Source organism: Mycolicibacter sinensis, assembly GCF_001667375.1.
GTDB classification, from domain to species: domain Bacteria; phylum Actinomycetota; class Actinomycetes; order Mycobacteriales; family Mycobacteriaceae; genus Mycobacterium; species Mycobacterium sinense_A.
The window spans coordinates 73,578-94,350 of the sequence record NZ_LZIN01000096.1; the positions used below are offsets into that span (position 1 = coordinate 73,578).

General features: G+C 62.3%; 17 protein-coding genes and 1 pseudogene. 15 read left to right on the top strand and 3 right to left on the bottom strand.

Annotated elements, in window-relative coordinates:
- Nucleotides 1-120: 120 nt before the first annotated feature.
- The 3 genes from A5771_RS19565 (at nucleotide 121) to A5771_RS19575 (ending at nucleotide 2,930) form a co-directional block, all read left to right on the top strand.
- On the top strand, nucleotides 121-441 hold the full coding sequence (locus tag A5771_RS19565; protein WP_064856847.1) for a helix-turn-helix domain-containing protein: 321 nt from the start codon (nucleotides 121-123) through the stop codon (nucleotides 439-441).
- Complete coding sequence (locus A5771_RS23165) at nucleotides 441-1,883, top strand: hypothetical protein (protein WP_131808946.1); 1,443 nt, start codon at nucleotides 441-443, stop codon at nucleotides 1,881-1,883. Before A5771_RS19565 ends, A5771_RS23165 begins: the two co-directional genes overlap by 1 nt.
- A gap of 789 nt (nucleotides 1,884-2,672) precedes the next feature.
- The gene (locus A5771_RS19575) at nucleotides 2,673-2,930 is read left to right on the top strand and encodes a hypothetical protein (protein ID WP_064856849.1); all 258 of its coding nucleotides are present in this window, start codon (nucleotides 2,673-2,675) and stop codon (nucleotides 2,928-2,930) included.
- Between the two features lie 78 nt (nucleotides 2,931-3,008).
- On the opposite strand, the gene A5771_RS23170 is transcribed toward A5771_RS19575, so the two are convergent.
- Both A5771_RS23170 and A5771_RS24485 read right to left on the bottom strand, forming a co-directional pair.
- Entirely contained in the window at nucleotides 3,009-3,542 is a 534-nt protein-coding gene (locus A5771_RS23170; protein WP_131808948.1) for a hypothetical protein, read from the bottom strand.
- A 1,080-nt stretch (nucleotides 3,543-4,622) separates the two neighbouring features.
- Nucleotides 4,623-5,213, bottom strand: a complete 591-nt coding sequence (locus tag A5771_RS24485; RefSeq protein WP_131808953.1) for a hypothetical protein — start codon at nucleotides 5,211-5,213, stop codon at nucleotides 4,623-4,625.
- Nucleotides 5,214-5,361: 148 nt separating this feature from the next.
- Here A5771_RS24485 and A5771_RS23500 point away from each other — a divergent pair, with 148 nt between their 5' ends.
- The 5 genes from A5771_RS23500 to A5771_RS19595 all read left to right on the top strand — a co-directional run bounded on the left by A5771_RS23500 (nucleotide 5,362) and on the right by A5771_RS19595 (nucleotide 9,723).
- Nucleotides 5,362-5,595, top strand: a complete 234-nt coding sequence (locus tag A5771_RS23500) for a hypothetical protein (protein WP_165606163.1) — start codon at nucleotides 5,362-5,364, stop codon at nucleotides 5,593-5,595.
- Complete coding sequence (locus A5771_RS23505) at nucleotides 5,592-5,810, top strand: hypothetical protein (protein WP_064924582.1); 219 nt, start codon at nucleotides 5,592-5,594, stop codon at nucleotides 5,808-5,810. Before A5771_RS23500 ends, A5771_RS23505 begins: the two co-directional genes overlap by 4 nt.
- 286 nt (nucleotides 5,811-6,096) lie before the next feature.
- The gene (locus A5771_RS19585) at nucleotides 6,097-7,323 is read left to right on the top strand and encodes an RES domain-containing protein (protein WP_064856851.1); all 1,227 of its coding nucleotides are present in this window, start codon (nucleotides 6,097-6,099) and stop codon (nucleotides 7,321-7,323) included.
- 85 nt (nucleotides 7,324-7,408) lie between these two features.
- The gene (locus tag A5771_RS24180) at nucleotides 7,409-8,254 is read left to right on the top strand and encodes a serine/threonine-protein kinase (protein ID WP_428844426.1); all 846 of its coding nucleotides are present in this window, start codon (nucleotides 7,409-7,411) and stop codon (nucleotides 8,252-8,254) included.
- A gap of 905 nt (nucleotides 8,255-9,159) precedes the next feature.
- Complete coding sequence (locus tag A5771_RS19595; RefSeq protein WP_064856853.1) at nucleotides 9,160-9,723, top strand: recombinase family protein; 564 nt, start codon at nucleotides 9,160-9,162, stop codon at nucleotides 9,721-9,723.
- 10 nt (nucleotides 9,724-9,733) lie between these two features.
- Here the strand turns inward: A5771_RS19595 and A5771_RS19600 are convergent, their stop codons facing one another.
- Nucleotides 9,734-10,780, bottom strand: coding sequence for a hypothetical protein (locus tag A5771_RS19600; RefSeq protein WP_064856854.1), 1,047 nt, complete (start codon nucleotides 10,778-10,780; stop codon nucleotides 9,734-9,736).
- 345 nt (nucleotides 10,781-11,125) lie between these two features.
- Here A5771_RS19600 and A5771_RS19610 point away from each other — a divergent pair, with 345 nt between their 5' ends.
- The 7 genes and pseudogenes from A5771_RS19610 to A5771_RS19640 all read left to right on the top strand — a co-directional run bounded on the left by A5771_RS19610 (nucleotide 11,126) and on the right by A5771_RS19640 (nucleotide 20,748).
- Nucleotides 11,126-12,202, top strand: a complete 1,077-nt coding sequence (locus tag A5771_RS19610) for a hypothetical protein (RefSeq protein WP_131808955.1) — start codon at nucleotides 11,126-11,128, stop codon at nucleotides 12,200-12,202.
- Nucleotides 12,203-12,252: 50 nt separating this feature from the next.
- Nucleotides 12,253-13,617: an AlbA family DNA-binding domain-containing protein gene (locus A5771_RS19615; protein WP_207545482.1), complete on the top strand. Its 1,365-nt coding sequence runs from the start codon at nucleotides 12,253-12,255 to the stop codon at nucleotides 13,615-13,617.
- Nucleotides 13,618-13,756: 139 nt separating this feature from the next.
- Nucleotides 13,757-13,870: pseudogene (locus tag A5771_RS24185) on the top strand (HNH endonuclease); the annotation flags it as partial.
- 89 nt (nucleotides 13,871-13,959) lie between these two features.
- Entirely contained in the window at nucleotides 13,960-14,142 is a 183-nt protein-coding gene (locus tag A5771_RS24190) for a hypothetical protein (protein ID WP_064856858.1), read from the top strand.
- A gap of 143 nt (nucleotides 14,143-14,285) precedes the next feature.
- Nucleotides 14,286-16,286 (top strand): type I restriction-modification system subunit M, encoded by a 2,001-nt coding sequence (locus A5771_RS19630; protein ID WP_064856859.1) that lies wholly within the window; start codon nucleotides 14,286-14,288, stop codon nucleotides 16,284-16,286.
- Nucleotides 16,283-17,632 carry a restriction endonuclease subunit S gene (locus A5771_RS19635; RefSeq protein ID WP_064856860.1) on the top strand — a complete coding sequence of 450 codons (1,350 nt, stop codon included), beginning with the start codon at nucleotides 16,283-16,285 and terminating at the stop codon, nucleotides 17,630-17,632. Before A5771_RS19630 ends, A5771_RS19635 begins: the two co-directional genes overlap by 4 nt.
- A complete protein-coding gene (locus tag A5771_RS19640; RefSeq protein ID WP_064856861.1) occupies nucleotides 17,632-20,748 on the top strand; it encodes a type I restriction endonuclease subunit R in 3,117 nt (1,038 codons plus the stop codon). Before A5771_RS19635 ends, A5771_RS19640 begins: the two co-directional genes overlap by 1 nt.
- The last annotated feature ends 25 nt before the right edge of the window (nucleotides 20,749-20,773 follow it).

Genomic DNA, 20,773 nt, shown 5'->3' on the forward strand with positions numbered 1-20,773 from the left:
CGCAGGACCATGCGGACGCGCATCCCAACACAGAACTGCAATTCGCAGATCGGTTCAATGCGCCGTGCCAAGTCGCTGACCATCACCGCGGTCAGGTGTCCGCCTGCGGGGAGTCGACCAATGGCTCTTGATTACGAGACTGCCGACTCCTGGTGTGCGGACGTCGAGGACGAATTCATCCACTTTCCTGGTTGGCCCAGGTGGCTTTTCGGTCGCGTCCGGCCTTCGGCGGTTCTGACGTACACCGCGATGTTCTGGCACGAGTGGGCCGATACCCGGCCGAAGGTCAACACGATTGCGGCAATGATCGGCGTCAGTGAAAGCACGGTGCGCAGGTCGATTCATGAGTTGGAGAGGGCCGGGCTGTTGAGGGTCTACCGCGAGGTCGACCAAGACGGACGAAGCACGCGGAATCGATACGTGGCGGCGGAGGTCCACTGATGCTTTCGTACGAGATGAGCATGACGTTGCGGCAAAAGTTCGGCCTCGCTACCCAGGCTGTCTTCGAATTCCTGACCCACCACTCGGCCAACGGCGTCATCCAGGTCGTCCACCGGCGAATCGCAGCAGAGACCAGTCTCAGTGAGAAGTCAGTTCGGCGGTCGATCACGGCCCTATGCGATGCGGGCTTGATACAGCGTCAGTATCAGTTCCGTGACCACCGGCAGTGCGCCAACAGATACCGAATCCTGGCGTTTGATCATATTGAACAACCGGGTGGACATACAGACGACCCAGCATCAGCAGTGTTGTCGATGGGTGGTCTCAGTGACCACCTGGTATGTATCAATAATTCTTCTTCTACTGGAGAGAAGGAAGTATCTAGTGCAGGTATTACTGCGGCTGACCTGCGGTCAGCCAAGGTGCACCCACCTCTCCCAGAGGTTCTGCCTTCGGAGAGCCAGAAGGAGCACGAGAGTGAGCTGGTCCGGATTTGGCCATCGCCTGATAACCCAATGCCTTTGGCTTCTCTTGGATTCGGCGGCAGGCTGAGCATTTTCCAGGTCGACCGCGCGGCTGCTTGGCTCGTCGTTGAATTCCAGCGTCTTGTCCTGGCTAGAGAAAACTGTAACCGTCAGCGTCTGGGCAAGAAACCTCTGGCGTCTTACCCCGATCGGCGTCTGCTGGGATGGTTTACTACGGCGTCCGTGGCACTGGGTAGGCCTAATCCTCCACCCCTTGACGAGATCACCAACCTCTTACGTTGGCTGTTCGGGGAGCACGATGGCGTCCTGCCGTTTGACGTTGTCAACGAGTTCAATCCCACAGGGCGATACCGACCCAAGGACCGGAAGATCACCCGACTCAAGCAGGTCTTCGACAACTACGACCAGATCCGGGAGATGCGTATGGGAAATAAACCGGACGGGCTGGTGGCATCGGCAGGTAACCACAATCTTGCTCGGCCTTCCGTGCCCAACCTAAAAGCGAAGGTCGAGGAACTGGTGTCCCGTTTTAGCGCCGTCCGCACTATGGAGCCGGACGATTTCATGCGGAACAACTTCCGCACGACGTTTCGCATAATGCTGGATCGGGACCGCCGCAGTTACGACCAGATCAAGCTGGTGGTAGACAACTTGGGCTCCCCCCGAGTGCAGGAGTACCTCGACGTTAGCCGGTATCAGGACGCCTACTGGCTGCGCCAAGAGTTCGATCACGCCTACGAGATCATGGCCGCGGTTCTGACCGCACCCACCTGCGACTCATCAACTGTTCCTTCAAAACCCGAGGCATGGATTACGGCTGAACGGACCGACGAGCAGGACCGTTTTGAGGAGTTTGTTCCCGATCGGCGGCACACCTCGCCGTCGGACCAGGACGATGATGGTCAAGTCTCGAACGATGCTATTTGCAGTAAATTCGGTCAATTGGCGGATCTCTGATGCCGAAGCGGATGGCCCGTTCTGGCCGGGCGCTACTTGCCGCCGCCGCACGCGACCTCCGGCACTCTCCGACCGTCATCGGTGCCGGACGGGCCTCGGCGCTATGCAGCGCACCATTCCGCACCGAGCGACGCGGTATGTGCCCTCGCTGCGGCAACGCCATCGCGCTCGGCGACTACGTCCGCTTTCTTGTCGACTACGAGATCCCTGTGCACTCACGTTGCCGGAAGTCGACAGCGCGGGCAGGCACGAAGCCCAAGAACCAGCCTCGCCCGGAGCCCCCACTCTGCCCGCGCTGCTGGACATATCACGCGGGCGAATGCTTCTGACCGCCGTATGTCTGTGGCTGCTTGGTGCCTATGCAGAGGGTTGCGGATGAACCACCAGGCCTGGCGACTCTGTGGGTGACTGATGGTCATGGGTACACCCGCAACTCGAAAGCGACGACGGCCCAGAAAATATAAGGAGGTAATCATGCAGATACAGCCCCAAGAGGACCAATGGCCTGCGCGTGTCGTCGAGGTCAGAAAGTCACTGCCTCGCACGGAGCGTGATCATTGGGGACTCTGGCCCTATACCAACGAGCCTGTTCCGCTGCTGCCGAGCACCCAGGGATGACCGAGAGAGAGCGGCTCCAAGTTCAACTAAGTACGAAAGATTCGTTGATAGTTGATAGTTGCAACTACAACAGGGGCTCAGTTGACGGGCTTGGCGGGTGATCGCATACGTGTCACCAGGGCGGCCCTGGAGATTGTTGAACCCCGCTGCCACATCTGCAGAAATCCCGCGGTGCGGCGTGCGGTCAACGACCTGCTTGACTGGCACGGATTGCCGCTCCCCGACGGCGGCAGGATCGGTTACCAGGACATCCTGGCCAAGGTTCATCGGAGTGATCTCGTAAGCTCGCAATGGGAGCGCGTCACCTATACGTCTCTGTGGAACCACGCCAAGCGTCACTACGACCACGACGCGGTGACGGCCTATTGGGCAACGCGGATGGACAAGGAACTGAGCGATACCCTGACTCGGCCTTCCTGGACTTCGTGAACTGCGTCCCGTAACCGCTCAGAAGTGCAGGTCCTAGGTGCGGCGGACTTCGGGACCGTAGGGCCGTCGCCCGATCCGCTAAGCCGGTTGGTCGACCCCACCGGTACGTATCACGCGTCGCTTGCTTTCGATTCTGCGGACGTCCGGAACGTGCGTACGCGGCCACCACGGCCATAACCTCAACGACTTGTAGACATCGACAAACGCGTAGATCTCTGACCAGTGCGTGAACTTGCTGAGCTTGTCGTCCGTAAATGTCCAAGCAATATGCCCGTGGCCTTCGACACGTATTGGCGCTGTCGGATCAAGCCCAGAATTGCTGAATGCACGGCCGGTTTCATCTGAACGGACGAAATTTCGAGCTGATCCATCGTGCAGACCGATCGTCTTTATGGTTGCAGCCTCTGCGCCACGATTGACAACGACCACCTGGACACTATCGCTTCTAGGCTGCGCTGGGGATGGCCCTTCGAGGCAGACATCAAAGATCTGCATGTGCTCAACGTCAACGAGCAGTCGCGGCCACCGAAGATAGGTCAGCACAAAATTCCAAGCGATTGAGATCAGCGATAAGGCCAGCGCCGCGACCGACAGCCAGTTACTGAACTCCATATGCCAAACCATAAACTGCGGAGCGCTCGCCGACGAGCGCTACCGGGCCCACCGTCAAGGTCGCATCCGTAGTTTGCCGATTCTCGGAGGAGTCCCAGGGTGTTCCGGCTTCTTCGAATCCCACCAGTTGCAACCACACCTGATGTTCGGCAGTACGCGACCCACGCCCGTCAGAAGCCGTAGACGTTTTCAATGCTGACGAACATTCCGTGACCCGTGCGGACGTTCCTAAAGTTGGTGCCGTCGGTGTTGGATTCGATGCGCCACCCATCGACGACGTAGGTGCGACCGTAGTCGCTCAGAATACTGCCGACGATCGAATAGGAACGAGATCGCCAGTGACAGCGTGTACCTGGACTACAACTCAACAAGTTGACCGTCATGCGAATGCGGGCCGACTATGCGGCCAAGAATGCAGAACTGCGCACGATCGATCATGGCGACATACCGCCGCTTCGGGTGACCGAAGGCGACCGTGCTAGCAGCGCAGTCACCAGGCTGATCGAGGTAGGGATGAGCCAAGAGATCAGCAGCGGCGCGACGAGCAGGAGCGGGAGTCCGCAATGTCACGCGGCCTGCGTCGAGCCTGGGGATGTCTAGCCCCAGGCAACCAAGATCGATGCTGAATTTCCGGTGCCTCGGAGCGCTCGCCGAGCAGAGACAGCGGGAGGCCGTCGAGGACGAGCGTCGACGACTGAGGGGTCTGGTGTCCGGCAAGGAATCGCGACTCGCATCTACAGAGGGAAATGATATAAATTTCCCAGACACTTGTAATTAACTTTACCGTCACTGGGACTTGATTCCAGCCAAACAAGGGGCAGGTACATGGGGAATCGCCGCGGCGCTGGACAAAGTCCCTCTTCACGCGGGTACACGATGCGGTGCGCTGTGAGTGGCGCGCTGAGTGGGCTTCTAGCCTTCGGGATGGTGCCGCTGGTGAGCCCTCCAGCAGCACACGCAGATCTCCTGGACGTATTCGACCCGGGCGATGCAGCCGGTACAGCAGCAGCGGGTGACTGGCTGCCGTTCGTGGATATTCCGGGTGCCGCGAGTGCCTCTGACCTCGATTGGCTTGGGCAACTACACGACTCCTACCTCGACCTTCACACTCAGGTAGAAGCCTTCATCGAAGACCCTGCCAATGCACAGTTCCTGGAAGCGCTCAATGCTCCGGCCGTGTATCTGTTTGGCCGCACATTGATCGGCGACGGCCTTACCATCGGCGACCCGCTCAGCACAGGCGGCACCTGGGACGGCATCAATCATTCGGTCCTCGGCAGCCCCGGAAACTTCGGCAACCTGCACGACGGCGGATTCCTCTTCGGTGACGGAGGCACCGGTGTGGCCGCCGCCGACAACAACGGTGTGGCAGGTATTGGCGGCAACGCCGGTATGTTCGGCAACGGCGGCGCGGGCGGTGCAGGTCTTGACGCCCAGCTTGTCCCCGCCGTCATTAACGGTGGTCCGGGCGTCAAACTCCTCGATGCCACCGACGGCGGCAACGGCGGCAACGGCGGTTGGTTGTTCGGCGACGGCGGCGCTGGAGGACAGGGCGGGACCGGATATTTCGACACGGTCGGCACGGACGCTGAGACACTTAGCCATCTCGGTGGCACCGGCGGAATCGGCGGTAACGCTGGCATATTCGGCAACGGCGGCGCTGGGGGCCAAGGTGGTACCGGCGGAGCAGGCCAAGGTGGTTATCGCGGAACTGGTAGCAATCTGGTCGTCAACAACGATGGTTCTTTGTCTTTCTCCGACGGTTCAGGCGGTCCAGGCGGACCCGGCGGTGACGGCGGAACAGGTGGGAGCGGCGGTAATGGAGGGTCCCTCATCGGTCGTTCCGGAGATGGCGGCCAGGGCGGTCTCGGTGGTGTCGGTGGAGCGGGCGGTTCCGGCTACGACGGTCCTGAGCCCGCCTCTGGCCTGGGATGTGTTGACTGTTCGCCGACTGCTGGCGGTGCCGGGGGTGACGGCGGTGACGGCGGTGACGGCGGCTCAGCTGGTGTCAGCTTCGGCAAGTTCGGCGGCGGTGCCGGTGAAGACGGCGTGACCGGTGCTGGCGGTCGCGGCGGTCCCGGTGGAGACGGTGGCAATTCGCCTGAACGCACCGACGGCACGTTCTACTACAACGGGGCTGCCGGTGGCGACGGTGCCACTGGTGGCGACGGCAGCATCCCCGGCGCGGGCGGTACTGGTGGGACCGGCGGCAACGGCATAACCAACGGCGCAAACGGCACCGACGGGCCGGACGGCAACAGTCGCTGATTCTCTGGCGTCGCACACGCCGTCTCGATTCTTTAGTTCCGAGACGTCCGCACGGACCCGTCCCACTCCCCGTGTATCCACAGGTGAAATTCTTGAAAGTTGTCTCGTATCAGAAAGGTGATTGTCGGCTTTTCCGGCTTTTCGGGCTTTTCGGAATACAACAACCCAGCTGCTTGGGTAGACCCGGCCTTCCACCGAACACCAATCCCTTGACGCTCAGATCGACGACCGCACCGCTCCGGTCGACTAAAATTGACTACCAAACAGATTGGCGGAGTAGCGCAAAGTGGGCTTGGCGAAGAACGCGGCGATGGCCGCCGACGGCCGCGGATACTGGTGGACCGATCAGGCACTGTGTCCAGCACACATCGGCGACCCAGTGCTCAACGCGGTGATCACTGCCAACCTCACCGAAACCTCATGCAGCTACTGCCCCGCCACTGGGGGTGACGAGGAATCCCCGGTCGCGACACCCTTGGACACGTTCCTCGAAGCATTCATGGTCGGCGTGCACTTCCTCTACGAACCAGCCGAATACTCCGGCGTACCGGTCGCCGAGGGAAAGCGGATAACTACCGTCTACGACTCCGACGAGGTGGTTTGGACGGCGATGGACCACGCCACAGCTGGCCGAGGCGACAGCGACACGTTGACAACCGACATCGCGGCCGCCTTCACCACGCCCGCCTGGGTCGACAAGGACTGGCAACGGCTATCTCCCGATCGCGTCATGCACCACAGCTGGGAATCGTTTAAGACCCTGGTAAAGCACTCCACCCGATTCTTCTTTGGCTCAATGATCAGCGACCCAGACGATGAGGCACTGCCCGCAACAGGGTTTTTCGCCGAGCTGTCCCGACTTATCGCCGAGATACCCGAGATCTACCCCAGTCCATGCCCACCGCTGTACCGCGGTCGAATGGCCCCCACCGAACCGGATACCGAAAAGTACTCGTCCGCTACCGAACTCGGCCCGCCACCACCAGAGCGCGCGACGGCAAATCGGATGAGTCCCGCGGGTATCAGCATGTTCTACGGCTCAACCGACATCGACACCGCCATCGCGGAAATCGGAGCCCACAGCTCGTACGGGCACGCCGTAACCGGAGAATTCACCCCCGCACGGGAAATCCGGCTCATCGACCTGACCAAACTGCCCGGACTGCCGAGTATCTTCGACCCCAGCCTTCGGGAGCGTTATTACGCCATCCTGTTCCTACGAGAGTTCATTTGCGACCTCACCCTGCCTATCGACTTGGACGGACGCGAACACATCGACTACGTACCCACCCAAGTCTTCACCGAATACCTAAGATATGCGTTCCCCGCCCGGGTCGACGGCCTCATGTTCGCCAGCTCTCAAGGACCGGGCGCGAACGTCGTGCTGTTCTACGGCCCCGAATTCTGCTCCGACAAGGGCGTCGAAAACGAGTACACGCGGCTCTCCCTCGACCCAGGCTCAGTGAGGAAACATCGAGTCACGACGGCCATCCGCAGGCCGACCAAAACTTAAAGAAGGACCAACTTCGCCTGCGGGAGATCTGGCCCGGATGAGCGAATCACGCCCACCCCAGTTGCCCCCGGATAGCATCTCGACCATGTCGCTGACGATCGGCGAAACCTTCGCCGAGTACCAAATTCTCCGGCTGTTGGGTTCCGGCGGAATGGGCCACGTGTACCTTGCGCGGCATCCCCGCTTGCCCCGCGAAGATGCCCTGAAAGTTCTGCGCCCCGATGTCTCTAGCGACACTTCGTTCCGAGAGAGGTTCGTTCGCGAAGCAGATCTGGCTGCGGGCCTGCGCCATCCCCACATCGTTGGAGTCCACGATCGGGGTGAACACGATGGGCGGCTGTGGATCGCCATGGACTACATCGACGGGACTGACGCAGCCCAACTCGTAGCGGAGCAATACCCGACAGGCATGCCGGTCGACATGGTGATCACCATCGTGACAGCGATCGCTAGCGCATTGGACTACGCGCACCGGAAGGGGCTGATGCACCGCGACGTCAAGCCCGCCAACATCATCGTCGCCGATTTAGATACCGACGAACCGAACGTCTCCTTAGCGGACTTCGGCATCGCCCGTCCACTCGACGACACCGGCGGTATCACCACCACAAATATGACCGTGGGCACGGTGGCCTACGCCGCCCCGGAACAACTCATGGGTGACTCCCTTGACGGTCGCGCTGATCAGTACGCTCTGGCCTCCACCGCATACCACCTTCTGACCGGCTCGCAGCTGTTCCCCAACTCCAATCCGGCGGTCGTCATCAGTCGCCACCTGAACCGCACCCCCCCAGGTTGGCCGACTACCGGCCGGAACTGGGCGGGCTCGACACTGCCCTCCAGACCGCGCTGGCAAAGCAGCCCAACGATCGACACGTGTCGTGTACAGCATTCGCGCACGCCCTCACCGGTGATTCTCGCGGACAAGTGACCACCTCCTCGCACGCACGGACTCAGCTGGCACCTCGACCACATCGGCCCGCGACCAAAACAACCGACCTATCGTCTAACGGGCACCGCGCTTTCGCCCCACCCCGGACCTGGTCCCGCAGCATCTGGGCAATTGGAGGCAGCGCCTCGGTGGCCCTGTTGCTAATCGGCATCTTCGCGCTGTCCGAACTACGACCGCACAACTTCGACTCCTCCCGTACCGAAGGCACAAACACCCCGGCACGATCAACTGCCACCATCACTCCTGCAGTCCCCCCGACCCAAGCCAGCCCGCCCCTCACTGAGCCTTCCCTCCCAACCAGCTCGACAACTCCGTCGATGAACACCATGCCGACGCCCGCGCCTAGTCCGCCGCCGACTATGTCAACCAGCGATCTACCCGCTGCCACCATCACTCCCGACGAGTGGGGCATGGACGACGGGATCGGGGTCGGCACTCGAGTAGCAGGAACTTCCTGCCTCAGGTCGGAAGCTCATCAGTGGGCCAGTCCGGCCGACGACAGCAGATACGCGCTGTGGTGCCCGCCCCCGGCGTTCGTCTGGGTGTCGGTGGGGTGACGCCCCGTCTAGCACTTGATCAGGTTTGCGCTGCTGGGACGGCACTGGTGTCGTCCACCGGCCGCTCAAGGAATCCTCAAGGTACGGATGCGCACTGTCACCTATTCACCCAGCAGACTTGGCAACTCAAGCAAAATTTGCGGGTCGGTGCCGTCGGCCGGGCAGAATCGCCCGTCTCGAAAACGATGGGTTGATGCGACTGCGACAGCTTTCGCTGACGAGCGCCGCTCCCAGGCTCAACAGGCATTCGAGATGTCTTGAAAACCCGTCGCATAACCAGTATTCTCAAAATCAGGTAATCAACGGGAATATGCGACGGGAGCGCCAGTGTCCACCATCGGGTACGCACGGGTCTCGACAACCGACCAGGACCCTCAGCTTCAACTCGACGCGCTCAAGGAGGCCGGGGCCGCCCGGACCTTCACCGACCATGGCGTCAGCGGGTCGACCGCACAGCGACCAGAGCTCGATGCCTGCCTGGACCATCTCCGCGAGGGTGATGTGCTGACGGTATGGAAGCTCGACCGGTTGGGCCGCAATACTCAGCACGTGCTGGCTGTCGTGGACCAACTCACGTCGCGCGGAATCGGGTTTCGCAGCCTGACTGAGGGCCTGCACACCGACGGGCCGATGGGCAAGGCGATGCTGACCATCATGGCTGCCTTCGCCCAGCTGGAGCGCGACACCATGATCGAGCGGACCCGTGCCGGTCTGGCTGCTGCTGCCGCCAACGGACGCAAGGGTGGTCGGCCCCGCAAGGTAGACGACGCCGACGCGGCCAAGGCGCGCAGCCTGCGAGACAAAGGCATTGCGGCCACTGACATCGCGAAGATGCTCGGAGTCTCCCGTGCCACGGTGTACCGACACCTCTCCGAGAACCATGCTGCTTGAGCAGATTCCGCTACTCAGGCATGGCGTCTAGTAAATCTAGGACAAACTTCAACAAGTCAGGGTTCACTTCCCGCAGTTGCTCGACCGATGGCCGCTTCTGCTTGCGTTTCAGTCCATGAACAAGTCGGCTGCGCTGGTCGTAGACTTTCTTGAAGAATTTTCCGGGAGCCTCGCCACGGTAAACCGCTGTTAGCACGGCTTCGGCTTGTTGTGCGCCAGCTTGCGTGATCGACTCTCTTTCGTCCTCCCTCAGGATGTCTTTCAAACACTTGAGAGTGCCTTCGTTAATCGCCTCATCGGGAGGCGATTCTGCCCAATCTTCGACGTGACTCATAAGCGCTCTGAGTGCCACTACAACATCGGCGGGCTTTGGACGTTCGTCAACCAAGGTTTCTGCGGCAGTGACTAACTGAACGTGCCGCGTCTCTGGATTTGGGTCGCGAAGCGCGGAGTGTATTAAGCGATAGGCCAGCTGCCTGCTGTTTCCCCATGGGGCGTAGGTGCGCTCGGCTACTTGTACTCGCTCCTGAAAGCGTGCCAGCCAGCCCGACAGTGAAATGGTTGGTGTGCCGAACTCAGCGCTGATAAACCTGGGTTTGGGGTGGGTCCGGTACACGGTGAGCTTGTAGCCGTCGTCCCAAATGACCCGGTCTCCTGCCTTGACGCCGATCTGTTTGAACAATTCTGGCGGATCTTCGTTCGCCGCATACGTAATCTCGGCATGCGGTGCTGTCTGATCGTCAGGACCGAAATCGACGCCGAGGCTTTCGCGTGCCAGTACGGCAGCCAAGACGTGCCGCCACTTGCGGCCCGCCGTGCTCGCCGATCCGGCATCGGCGTACTCCTCGCCGAGCAGGACCAGGTCGTCGGTCTTTGAAACGAAGTTTGGGGTGTCCTCACCCTCTGGTGCCTTTGCGCCCCGTATGACGACCGACTCGACATCGGACGTTGCCAACGGGATCTCAAGCGCGTCCCCAGAGTCCAGCCTCTGATTCTGAATAAGCTTGAAACGATTGCGGAATGAGTACGACTGTGGCGCGTTATCGTCGCTCGTCATGGTCGCCGACCTTATCCGCTGTCGTTGTTGGCCAGCAGCCCAAGGTCGGCGATGCCGACGCGCAAAGGCACGCAGCCTCCGGGAGAAGGGCATCGCGGTCACCGACAGCACCAAGATGCTGGGGCATCTCCCGCGCAACGGTCTACCGCTACCTCACCTAGACCGCGACGCTACCGCGCACGACGGGCAGGTCACCGAGACGCACTTCTCCCTGCGGCCGGTCCATCCGGGCCAGTTCACGGGGGCTCGGTGACCTGAACGTCGAGGGGCCTGTCGGACTCCGACAAGCCAGAAGCGGGTGCACGCGTCTGCTGGTTGTCGGTGCGGCCCGGCAAACTGAGCCACATGTCGAGCAAGCGCAGGAAGACCAGGGCGGCGGCGCCAACACCGCGGACCGTCGTGCGGTTCAAGTACGGCCCCGATGTCAGGCCGCACACGATCAACGAGTTCAGGCGCACCCGCGGCCTACCGAGGATCTCCGGACTGCGCCAGACACCCGGGCTCATCGCCGAGCGCGTCCGCGCCTTCACGCAGACGGTTAACGACGTCGTCCCGCCGGGTACGACCGTCTCCGTCTGGCCCGCCATCGACATGGCCGTCACCCTGGCCCACGTCGCGCCGGAGGAGTTCAGACCGGCATCGGGACACTCCTACACCCTTGACCGCGGCGCGAACACGGCCGTGGCGAAGACACTCACCCGTTCCGATGGGCGCGGCTTCGACATTGTCGTGGACGGCAACCTGTTCATCAGCACCCAAGCGGACAGCGATGAACAGGTTGCAAACAAGTCCCGCATGCTCGCGCACCTCGCGGCGCACGAGCCGCAGCACATCGTCCAGACTCTCGCCGGACTGGACACCGGGGACCTGGCCGAGGCGGCTCGCGGTGAATCCCCCACTGTGAACGACCTCCTGCTGCCGTTCGCCGAGGCCGTTAACGAGTACCAGTGCGAGCTAGCGGCCAATCGGATCAACACCGAGCCCTTTCCGCATGACGCCCAGTCGCTGTCCGACGACCTGCGTGCGTTCCGGGCGGCGCTCTCCGAATCCGTTCGGTTGAACGACACCGACCGCTACCAGGCGTGCGTGACCGTGCTGACCGCGGCGAAGGAACTGGTCAAAGGCGTCGCGTACGCCGCCGCCTACCGCTTCTACGACGGTGACGACCAGTCGGCCCCGGATCCGTTGCCCGAGCAGTGGGATCGCTACATGGCGGAGCTCTGGCCGGACCTGCTGGACATGTTCGCCGCGATCCCCGCCGCGGGCGAGCCCACCGACAAGGCCGTGCTGGCACGCGCCCTCTACAGGATTACCGAGCGAACGCTGCGGTGGCTTGAGGAGATCGGGGTCAGGTACGAGGTGGAGATCCAAGGGGACGAATCGATCAGGTCTTGCTGGTGGAGCGTCGCCGAGCCGATCTGACGGTTCGCAGCCGCTCCGGATCTGTAGCACCTGCCGCATACGCTGATCCGGTGGACTCGGAGCCCCGCACGCTGAGTGACATCGATACGTCGCGCCCACTCCGCACCGACGATGAACTCCTGCGTCTGATCGCGGCGATCCACGGTTCCCGCCCCGAAGTGCAGGAGACCAGCTGGCTGGAGTGGAAGAGCAGCCTCGACCTGACCAAGGCCGCCGGTAGGTTCACGGTCGCGAAGGCGGTCCTCGGGTTCGCGAACCGGTCGGTAGACGACGCCCAGCTCACCACCGGCGGCGTCGCATACATGGTCGTGGGAGTGGAGCCCGGCGCGGCCCCGGGTGTGGCCGCGATAGACCACGCCGACCTCACCCCGTGGATCAAGATCTATGCGTCCACGCCGCGGTTCACGCCGCGCACCCTCCGGTACGCTGGAGTAGAGGTGCTCGTGATCGTCGTCGAGCCGCCCGAGGCCGGTGACCCCCTCCACACGCTGCGGAAGCAGTACGACAAGTTCGACGCGGGCGTAATCTTCAACCGCGGGTCTGCACGCACGGCGCCAGCCAGCCCGGGGGACATCGAGATGCTCAGCGACCGCCTCCTGCAGGGTGCGCGGCAACCGGATCTCGATCTGAAGCTCCGATGCACCGCCGATCCGCTGTATCGGCTCAACATCGGCCGCGAGCAGGTCCAGGAGTGGCTGAGCCGACACGAAGCGTACGTCCGCGCTACCAGCGGCGAACCACCTGCGCCGGTGCCCACCCCGGCGGAGCCATCGATGACGGGCTTGTCGTTGTCGAGTCTGTTCGCCGACAACATCGGGCTGGGGGCACTCGACCGCTCCAACGCCGCAGAGTTCGACCAGCGGGTAGAGACGTACCTCGCGAAGCTGGGCCGTGTACTCACCAGCCACGTGCTGCGGGAGATCGTGCGGGACGAGGACGCCAACACCGTGCGCTTCCAGGTAGGCAACGACACCCCGGATCCCGTTTCCGGCGTGCAGCTGACCGTCCGCGTGCCGAAGAACCGCGTGCTGGTCTACACGACTTCGCCGCGTACCGGTGACTGGCCGGAGAAACCGAAGTGGCCGGACCCTCTGGACCAGTTCCGCCCGCAGTCCGCGGCGTGGTTCCGCTCCAGCGTCGAGGATCTCGTACCAATTCAGAGCCGATCAGGATCCGTGACCGAGCTGGATGACTCGTTCGAGGTCACCTGGGACATCGGCGACCTTCACCCCGATCTATGGTCGCGCGAACTCGACATCACCGTTATTGCAGCCGCCGCGACACCGGAGCAGCTCGACGTGGAGATTGTGGCGCGGTCGATGAGTCGGAGGGGGATCGTCGCGAGGACGGAGACGCTGACGGTGTCGGCAGATGAGTTGACGATCGACGACTTCTTCACGGCGGATCCCGAGTAGTTGAGCCGCGAGTACCCGCGGCGGGGCACGGTGCGCCGCTGGTCTTCACGCCATCGAGGCGGCGGTGGATCATCGACAGGGTGCCCGGGACGTGGAGGGCGTCCTGCTCGGACACCTCCCAGTCGAGCAGCCGGGGTTCGTGCACTGCGAGGTCTGCGGGTTCGACTTCGAGGGCACCTACGGGGAGCGCGGGCACGAATACACCGAGGTCCACCACCTCGTGCCGCTGCACGTCTCCGGCGAGACCAAGACCAAGATCGCCGACCTGATCCTGCTGTGCGCCAACTGCCACCGGATGATCCACCGCCACCGCAGCGCCCCCTGGCTGACCTCGATCCGGGGGTGTATCCGATCGTGTGGTCGGCCACCGACGAGTTGGCATTGGGTTCGGACGGCACCTCGTTGCCAGTGCTCTTCTTCGTCCCGCACCCTGCCTGGGCCATGCGACAGCCTCAAGACACCCGCGACAAGTACGAGCAAGATCTCGCTGATGCATTGACGTGGAGCTTCACCAACCAGCGCTGATGTCACCACCCCCGCGTCCACATGGCCGCCGAAGGAAGCAATCGGCCATCAACGGCCCATACACAGAACGTGCGACCGCGCCCCGGGCGTTCGGGGTAGCTTCGCTCTGACTGGAATTCGACTGTAGGGAGCGGATCAAGGAGATGGCGCAGAGCAACGCGCAGGCACAGGCACAGAACCACGCCAACCTGATCTGGAAGATCGCCGACCTGCTGCGCGGGCCGTATCAACCCAACCAGTACGGGGACGTGATCTTGCCGTTCACGATCCTGCGCCGCCTGGACTGCATCCTGGAGCCGACCAAGGACCAGGTGCTCGCCGAGTACAAGAAGATCAGCGCGACCAAGGTCGACCCCGACGTGATGCTCAAGGCCAAGTTCAAGCTGCCGTTCTACAACATCTCCCGGTGGAGCTTCGCCTCCCTGATCAGCGACCCCGAGGGGGTGGCCGACAACCTCATCGACTACATCGAGCACTTCTCCCCCAACGTGCGCGACGTCTTCGAGGGCTTCGGCATGCTCGACGAGATCGCCAACCTGGCCAAGACCGACCGGCTGTATCTCATCGTTAAGGAGTTCGCCGCCGTCGACCTGCACCCGGATGTCGTCACCCAGCACGACATGGGCTATGTGTTCGAAGAGCTGATCCGCAAGTTCGCCGACTCCAACGCCACCCAGGCCGGTGATCACTTCACCCCCCGCGAAGTCATCGCCCTGATGGTCGACATCTTGTTCCTGACCGAGGACGACGCCCTGACCAAGCCGGGCACGGTACGCACCATCTACGACCCCGCTGCCGGGACCGGCGGCATGCTCTCGGTCGCCTACGACCACCTGGTCGCGATGAACCCCAAGGCCCGCCCGGTGCTCTACGGCCAGGACGTCAACCCTCGCTCGTACGCTCTGTGTAAGTCGGACATGATCGTCAAGGGTCAAGACGTCGACAACATCTACCTCGGCGACACCCTCACCGACGACGGCTTCCGTACGCGGCACTTCGACTTCCTGCTGTCCAACCCGCCGTTCGGAGTGGACTGGAAGACTCAGCAGAAGAGGGTCACCGACGAACACGAGCAGCGCGGCTTCGCCGGGCGCTTCGGCCCCGGCCTGCCCCGGGTCTCTGACGGGTCGATGCTGTTCTTGCTGCACTTGATCTCCAAGATGCAGCCCGTCAAGGGTGGCGAAGGCAGCAGTCGCCTGGCCATCGTGCTCAACGGCTCCCCGCTGTTCACCGGTGGGGCCGGGTCCGGGGAGTCCAACATTCGGCAGTGGATCATCGAGAACGACCTGCTGGACGCGATCATCGCGCTGCCGACCGACATGTTCTACAACACCGGTATCGCCACCTATATCTGGATCCTGGACAACAACAAGCCCACCAAGCGGCGCGGGAAAGTGCAGCTGATCAACGCCGTGGAGATGTACGGCAAGATGCGCAAGTCCCTGGGGTCCAAGCGCAAAGAGCTGAGGGAGAAGGACATCGCCCGGATCTGCCACCTCTACGAGGGCTACCGCAACGAACACGGCACCGATGAGCGCCCGGCCCACTCAAAGGTGTTCAAGGGCGAGGAGTTCGGCTACTCCACCATCACCGTCGAACGGCCTCTGCAGCTGCGGTTCACCCCCACCGCCGACAACATCGACGACGTCCTCGCGCAGAAGAGCATCGCCAAGCTCAAGACCGGTGAGCAGGCCGCAATAGGCACCGCGCTGACCGGGCTGATCGGCTGGGAGTGGAAGAACCGCGACGAGTTCGTCGGCGAGGTCAAAGACGCCCTGCGCAAGGCCGGGTTCATCACCCCAATGGCCCCGGTGGTCAAGGCGATCTGGTCGACGATCGGCGAGCACGACGACACCGCCACCATCGTCGCCGACGCCAAGGGCAACCCCGAACCCGACACTTCCCTACGCGATACGGAGAACGTGCCACTGACCGAGGACATCGAGGCCTACTTCGCCCGCGAAGTCCTACGCCACGTCCCCGACGCCTGGATCGACCACGACAAGACCAAGATCGGCTACGAAATCCCGTTCACCCGACACTTCTACCGCTACACCCCACCCCGACCGCTGGAAGAGATCCAGAAGGACCTCCGCGTCCTCGTCGAGGAAATCCAGGTCATGCTCGCAGAGGTCGGAGCATGAACTGGCCTGCTTACCCGCGCTACAAGAGTTCGGGGGTCGAATGGCTCGGGGACGTACCGGGCGCATGGGCGGTCGATCGACTCAAGCAGTCGGTATCGTGGAGTCAGAACGGCGTCTGGGGCGATGAACCCGATGGTGGCCCGGACGATATTCGGTGTGTTCGGGTTGCAGACTTCGATCGTGCGCATCTTCGTGTTCAGGACCGCGACATCACCTATCGGAAGGTGGGCGGCTCTGATCGACGGGGTCGCGTCTTGGAGCCCGGGAGTCTCATCCTGGAGAAGTCGGGCGGCGGCGAGAAAAGTCCAGTCGGGTTCGTGGTGTTGTACGACAAACGTGACCCTGCGGTCTGCTCCAACTTTGTCGCAAAGGTAACCCTGAGACGAGGGATGGAACCCCGCTACTGGGTCTACGTCCACCACTCCTTGTATCAGTCGCGCCTGACGCAGCGATCGATCAAACAGACGTCAGGTATCCAGAATCTGGACCAGCAGAGCTACTTCAACGAGAGAGTGTGTTTTCCACCGGAGGACCAGCAGACCGCGATCGCCGACTTCCTAGACCATGAGACGGCGAAGATTGATGCGTTGATCGCCAAGCAGGAGCAGCTCATCGCCACCCTGCGCGAGGACCGCACCGCCACCATCACCCACGCCGTCACCAAAGGCCTCGACCCCGACGTCGAGATGAAGGACTCCGGTGTTGCGTGGATTGGGAAGATTCCGCACCACTGGGTGCTCTGCAAGGTGAAACATGGTTTCTCGGTGGTCCTGGGCAAGATGTACCAGGGCGAGCGGCGGTCTTCCGATGATGAGCTGCTCCCTCACCTGAAGGCTGGAAGCCTCACCGCGACTTGTGAACTTGATCTGGATGATCCTATGCCCTGCTGGTTTTCACGCGATGAGCAGAAAAAGCTTTCGGTCCGTAGGAACGACCTCCTGGTCGTCGAAGGCGGCGCAACGTACGGGCGATGTGTCGTCGTGGAGGAAGACCTTCCCGGATGGGGCTTCCAGAAGTCCCTGAACAGGGTCAGGGCGCGCAACGCCGACAGCATCCGCTTCCTCGCATACCTAATCCAAACCGCCACCGACATCGGCCACGTGTCGATTCTGTGCGGCAAGGCGACAATCCCGCACTTCACCGCAGAGAAGCTCGAAGCCCTTGAATGGCCTCGCCCGGCACTCGAGGAACAACTCAACATCGTCGGCTTCCTCGATGAGCGGTGCGGGCGGATCGAGGCCTTGATCAACAAGGCCAACGAGGTCATCGAGACACTCCGCGAGTACCGCTCGGCGCTGATCACCGACGCCGTCACGGGGAAGATTGATGTGCGGGGGGCGGCGTAGTGGTTGCGCTGCAGCATCACGAGTCCGTCTTCGAGGCTGAGATCTGTGAGCACCTGGCCGCGCACGGCTGGTTGTACTCACCCACCGACGAGGGGTATGACCGTGAGCTGGCCCTGTTTCCGGAGGATGTGTTCGAGTGGCTGGAAGAGTCCCAGCCGGATCAGTTGGCCAAGCGGGTCAAGCCGGAGCTGACCGGCACGGCCCTGTCCAAGGCGCAGGCGGGTGTGCTGGCGACGTTGGTGAAGGCGTTGGGGGCTGATCCGAAAGCCAACGGCGGCACGCTCTCGGTGCTGCGGCGGGGGTTTAAGGACCTCAACGCGCAGTTCCAGATGTGTCAGTTCCGGCCCAACACCACCCTGAACGAGACCACCGCCAAGAAGTACGCAGCGGTGCGCCTGCGGGTGATGCGCCAGGTGCACTACTCGACGCAGAACCACAACAGCATCGATCTGGTGTTCTTCGTCAACGGCATCCCGGTGGCCACCGCCGAGCTCAAGACCGACCTGAGCGTTCAGAACATCACCGACGCCGTCCTGCAGTACAAGCACCACCGGCCACCCAAGGGCGAACCACTGTTGGCGTTCGGGTCTCGGGCGTTGGTGCACTTCGCGGTCTCCAACAGCGAGGTGCAGATGACCACCAAGCTGGCGGGCAAGGACACGGTGTTCTTGCCGTTCAACCGGGGCGATCACGGCCACGCCGGGAACCCACCGAACCCGCACGGATCGAAGACTTCCTATCTGTGGCAGCAGATCCTGGCCCGCGACACCTGGCTGGACATCCTGGGCCGGTTCATGCACCTGCAGATCGACGAGACCATCGACCCCGCCACGGGCAAGAAGGTCCGCAAGCAGACCATGCTGTTCCCGCGCTTTCATCAGTGGGAGGCCGTCACCCGGCTCGTGGAGGCCGCCCACGAGCAGGGGCCGGGGCACCGGTATCTGATCCAGCACTCAGCGGGTTCGGGGAAGACGAATTCGATTTCGTGGTTGGCGCACCGGCTCTCAGTTCTGCATGACGACGCCAACGCTGCGGTGTTCGATTCGGTCATCGTGATCACCGACCGCACCGTGCTCGATACCCAGTTGCAGGAGGCGATCCGCCAGATCGACCGCACCCCCGGGGTGGTCGCCCACATCGCCGGGTTGGGTGGGGCGAAGTCTCAGGAGCTGGCCGACGCGCTGGGTGGGGGGACGAAGATCATCATCGTCACCATCCAGACCTTCCCGCACGCCTTGAGACTGATACAGGAACAGTCCGACTTGGCGGGTAAGAGTTTCGCGATCATCGCCGATGAAGCCCACTCCTCGCAGGCTGGTGAAGCCTCCAAGCGCCTGAAGGCAGCCCTGAGCGCCACGGAGATCGAGGAACTTGAAGATGGCGGCACGGTGGATGCCGAGGATGTGTTGGCGGCGGAGATGGCCGCTCGGGCGGAGTCGAAGAACTTGTCGTTCTTTGCGTTCACCGCCACGCCGAAGGCCAAGACTCTGGAGTTGTTCGGGCACAAGGGCCTTGATGGCACCCCGCACCCGTTTCACCTGTATTCGATGCAGCAGGCCATCGAGGAGGGCTTCATCCTCGACGTGTTGCGCAACTACACCCCGTATAAGACGGCGTTTCGGCTGACCCACAACGGCCAGACCTACGAGAGCGAAGACACCACCAACGCCGGGACCGTCGCGGTCACCGGCAGCACGGATGGGGAGTTGGTCGACAAGAGCGCGGCCATCAAGTCGCTGATGAACTGGGTACGCCTGCATCCAACGAACATCGCCCAGAAAGTCACGATCATCGTCGAGCACTTCCGGGCCAACGTCGCACCGCGACTGGACGGTAGAGCGAAGGCGATGGTGGTGACCTCCTCGCGGAAGGCGGCAGTGCGCTACAAGATCGCCATCGACAAGTACGTGACCGAACACAGCTACACCGATGTCCAAGCGTTGGTGGCGTTCTCCGGTGAAGTCTCCGACGCCGAATCCGGGATCGAGAAAGTCAGCGAGACTTCAACGCTGATGAACCCTGGGCTGAAAGGCCGTGACTTGCGTGATGCGTTCGCCACCGATGAGTACAACGTGATGTTGGTGGCCAACAAGTTCCAGACCGGCTTCGACCAACCCTTGCTGGTGGCGATGTATGTCGATAAGCGGCTGTCGGGGGTCGCGGCGGTTCAGACGTTGTCGCGGCTGAACCGGACCGCACCGGGCAAGGACCAGACGTTCGTGTTGGACTTCGCCAACACTGCCGAGGACATCGTTGAAGCGTTTGAACCGTACTACGAGGCCACCACGTTGGCCGATGTGACTGATCCGAACATCGTGCACCAGACGATGAACAAGCTGGATTCGGCGGGCATCTATCAAGAGTCGGAGATCGACGGCCTGGTCGGCGACTACCTCAAAGGCAAAGGTCATGAGGCGCTGAACAAGTGGGTTGGGCCGGCCCGGGATCGCTTCCGGGATCGGGAACGCAACGCCCGGGAACGCAACGACAAGCACGGCCTCGATGAGCTGGAGTTGTTCCGCAAGGATGTCGGCACCTTCTTGCGGCAGTACGACTTTCTGTCCCAGATCATCAACTACGAGGACATCTCGCTGGAGAAGTTGTCGATCTACCTGCGTCACCTGGCCCCGGTGATCAGCAGTGAGCAGCTGCACCATGACATCGACCTGTCCGGCGTGGACTTCGACTACATCGCCCAACGCCAGCAGGTCACCACCTCGGCCAAACTCACCGGCGACGTCCCGCTAGAACCACCCAAAGAGGCAGGAACCGGCGTCGTCCGAGACCCCGAGATGGTGGCCCTCGATGAGGTCATCGCCCAGATCAATGACCTGTTCTCCGGAGACCATCCGGACTCCAGCGTGCGCAACGTGGTCACCCACATCCGGGACCGGCTGGAGGAGAGCGAAACCCTGCAGCAGCAGGCGCAGAACAACACCCTGGCGCAGTTCTCCGCCAGCCCTGACCTGCATAACGAGTTCGTCGGCGCGGTGATCGGGGCCATGGCCTCCTCAGAAGACCTGTCCGCCCAGATCCTCAACAACCCCGAGCTATCCCAGAAACTGCTCGGCGAGCTGGTGCCGCTGATCTACAAGGGGTTGAAGGTAACGGCCTAATGCGTATCGCCGGTCGGTTGTCGTT